General features: G+C 47.5%; 4 protein-coding genes. 3 read left to right on the top strand and 1 reads right to left on the bottom strand.

Features of this window, described 5'->3' with window-relative positions; genetic code table 11:
• Together RMO35_RS12445 and RMO35_RS12440 are read left to right on the top strand one after the other, a co-directional pair.
• On the top strand, nt 1–741 hold a 741-nt coding region (locus RMO35_RS12445; RefSeq protein WP_309741587.1), incomplete at its 5' end, for a Gfo/Idh/MocA family oxidoreductase.
• Nucleotides 742–897: 156 nt separating this feature from the next.
• Nucleotides 898–1,641: a HEAT repeat domain-containing protein gene (locus RMO35_RS12440; RefSeq protein WP_309741585.1), complete on the top strand. Its 744-nt coding sequence runs from the start codon at nt 898–900 to the stop codon at nt 1,639–1,641.
• 213 nt (nt 1,642–1,854) lie between these two features.
• Here the strand turns inward: RMO35_RS12440 and RMO35_RS12435 are convergent, their stop codons facing one another.
• On the bottom strand, nt 1,855–2,502 hold the full coding sequence (locus RMO35_RS12435; protein ID WP_309741583.1) for a DUF1997 domain-containing protein: 648 nt from the start codon (nt 2,500–2,502) through the stop codon (nt 1,855–1,857).
• Between the two features lie 365 nt (nt 2,503–2,867).
• Between RMO35_RS12435 and RMO35_RS12430 the strand changes: the two genes are divergently transcribed.
• Nucleotides 2,868–3,331, top strand: a 464-nt coding sequence (locus RMO35_RS12430) for an SDR family oxidoreductase (protein WP_309741581.1), incomplete at its 3' end; no start/stop codon positions are given.

Here is a 3,331-nt window from a genome sequence, read left to right as displayed (position 1 = left end):
ATCGAAAAACCGATCGCCGCTACGATCGCCGAAGCAGAAGCTTTAGTCAATGCTGCGGCTGAGTCGCAGTGCATCCTGCAAGTCGGACACATCGAACGCTTTAACCCCGTTTTCCAAGAACTCAGCCAAGTCCTCAAAACTGAGAAAGTTTTAGCACTCGAAGCACACCGGATGAGTCCTTATTCAAATAGGGCAAATGATGTCTCTGTCGTCTTGGACTTGATGATTCATGATATTGACTTATTAATGGAACTCGCTGGTGCCCCAGTTGTCGGCTTGACGGCTAGCGGTAGTCGTTGCCCCGAGTCCAAATATCTCGACTATGTAACCGCCACCCTCGGCTTTGCCAATGGTGTCGTCGCGACGCTAACAGCTAGTAAAGTCACCCATCGTAAAACCCGATCGATCGCGGCTCATTGTCGCCAATCCTTGACGGAAGCAAACTTCCTCAGCAATGAAATCTCCATCCACCGTCACAATGCCGATTTACTCAATGAGTATCATCAAGGCTTATACCGCCAGGATGGACTGATTGAGAAAGTTTATGTCAAAAATATCGAGCCTCTGTATGCAGAATTGGAGCATTTTGTCAACTGTGTTAGGTGCGGCAGCGAACCATCTGTCGGTGGCGAACAGGCGCTTAAAGCTCTGCGTCTGGCTACGTTAATCGAACAGATGGCATTGGATGGTAAAGTCTGGAAATTAGCCGATCGCGATCGCACTGAGCTGCTTACAAAGTAGGGGATTCGATTGAATTGCTATGACGATCGCCATTTCCTTGATGTTCGCCCACGTCAAGACTGCTAGTTTTAGCATACTATTACCACGATCGATCTGGATAATTGAAGTTAAGTAGACTCGGTACCTAGATCGATCGAGACATCCGCCCAAATCTATTTGAGTGTAAAATCTAAGTCTAGCCCACAAAATTTCACCAACTGTATGCCCGATCGGGACGAATTACCGGATTTAGAGCAGATCGAACGCGATTTGCGCGATCGCGCCTTGAATAAGCAAAAAGTGGCATTAGACACACTAGCAACAGTATCTGCCGATATTGCCGTGCCAATTCTGGCTCGTCTATTAGCGTCGAGTGACTTTATGCAGCGACGAGTTGCCGTGATGGGTTTGGGCAATCATCTGGTGGAGCCATCGTTTGAATTATTAGCTGGGGTGCTGAAAAACGATCGCGATCCGAATGTCACGGGTGAAGCGGCAAATTCGATCTTTGATTTTGGCGATCGGGCGATTCCATTACTGGTAAGTTTGTTTGAGCATACTGACAGTTGGTTAATTCGCCAAAGTATCATCTCATTATTGCTCGATACCGATCGCCATGCCGAAATTTTGACTGTTGCCGAAATCGCGATCGCCGATGAAACTCAATCAGTTAAAGAAGTCGGCATCTTAGCATTAGGACATCTATTGACTTCGCCCCTGCAAGAACCAGCACTAGCGTTATTGCTAACCTTGTGTCACGATCCCTTCTGGCGCAATCGCTGGCGGGCGGCTATCTCCCTCCAGCGGCTCAAAAACCCCGCTACAACAGCCGCGATCGCCCAGTTACAGCAAGATGAGCATTTTCGGGTAGTAGCGGCTGCTCTAGAGGTGGCTAACCACTGGGCGAGTCAGTCTGGTTAGTCTTGGTGGTGGAGACGGGGGGACTGGGAGTTAAAGGATCGTTCCAAAATCCATTCACTATCCACTATCCACTCAAACACCAGTCAAAGTAGGGTGTGTTATCCCGTCAGGGTAACGCACCGCCCAGGCTCGATCGAACGAGGATCGGTGCGTTTTGCTGGCGCAGAAACACACCCTACGCAAGCTATGGATAGGTAGCAGATGTGAGTCGATCTAACCTTTGGGAATTTTCAAACCCAAATTGCCATGAAAGTCGTGTTGAACTTTGTGAGTTAGCTGTTTTGACACACGGTTGACAATTTGTTTTAATAGCTTGTCGCCTGTGCCTTGAATCACGCCAGTGGGTAACTTATAAATAAACTTGGGAAAGTGAATGAACACGCGTAAGTCGAGATCCCAATCGATCTTTGTGCCCAGACGATCGCCATCTACCGTGTCTACTAGGCGCATCTGGGCATTGAAATTCACGTCATAACCAGGAGCAGTATAATTGGGAATTTCGACAGTTTTGATGTGATATACACCGCTCTCCTGGGGCAATAACTCCAAGCCAACCTTCGGCTCGACGACATAGCCGAATGAACTAAACCGCCCGATTGTCAGATCGTAACCATTTTTGCCCAGCGCGTTCACTTGCATCGGTTGAGCGCAACGCGTAAACCAGCCTTGATGAGCGTCGAGATATTTACCCACAGTTTTGACATCTGCTCCCATCAGCATTGCATCGGTGAAGCGATAGCTAAAACAGAAGGGTTCGAGGTGCTTTGCCGCTGTTGACACCAGATCTTGCCGCTCTACTTCAGGATTCATGGCGATCGAATTCTGTGTTTCTGTGTTTTTCTCTAGTGTTGTTACTGGCATCGCCTCTGTTATCTTTGTTGATGTGCTGACTGGATGGTGTGGGTAAAAATGCACTGGCTTCTAAGATCTATTTACAAGGTGTAGCTTGCCATAACCGGAGGATTTAAATTAATTTAGATCGCAGGTTAATTTAAAGATCCACTTTTACACCGACAGTGTAAGAGATTGAAGCTACCAAGCCGGATCGATCGCCTAATTAGATGATTATCGATGTTCGTTGCTAGCGGCTGCTAGAGCAGATGCGCCAACGCCGACGAACCGCTGAGTCTTAAATTTACTGACGGCAACCGCCCGTTTAATTGTTTCTATATCTAACATAAGAAGTAAGACCGCTCAACCTCAAAACTAATTGTAACAAAAACTTAATGAAAGCATTTGTAGCAGGCGCGACCGGAGAGACTGGACGACGCATCGTTCGGGAGTTAGTCAAACGGGAGATTCCCGTGCGGGCAATGGTGCGAGATCTCGATAAGGCTCGAACTATCCTACCAGCGGAGGTCGAATTAGTTGTTGGCGATGTGCTTAATCTTGAGAGCATTACCGCAGCATTAGGAGATAGTACGGTAATCCTCTGCGCTACTGGGGCTAAACCTAGTCTAGACCCAACTGGCCCGTATCAAGTCGATTTTGAAGGCACCAAAAATTTGGTAAATGCCGCTAAATCTCACAATATCGAGCAATTTGTCTTTGTCTCATCACTGTGCGTCTCGAAATTCTTCCATCCGCTCAATCTTTTTTGGTTGATCTTATGGTGGAAACAACAAGCCGAACAGTACCTCAAAACTAGTGGACTCAACTATACGATCGTCCGTCCGGGCGGACTCAAAAA

The organism is Chamaesiphon sp. OTE_20_metabat_361, assembly GCF_031364565.1.
This window is presented reverse-complemented; position numbering and strand designations above follow the sequence as displayed.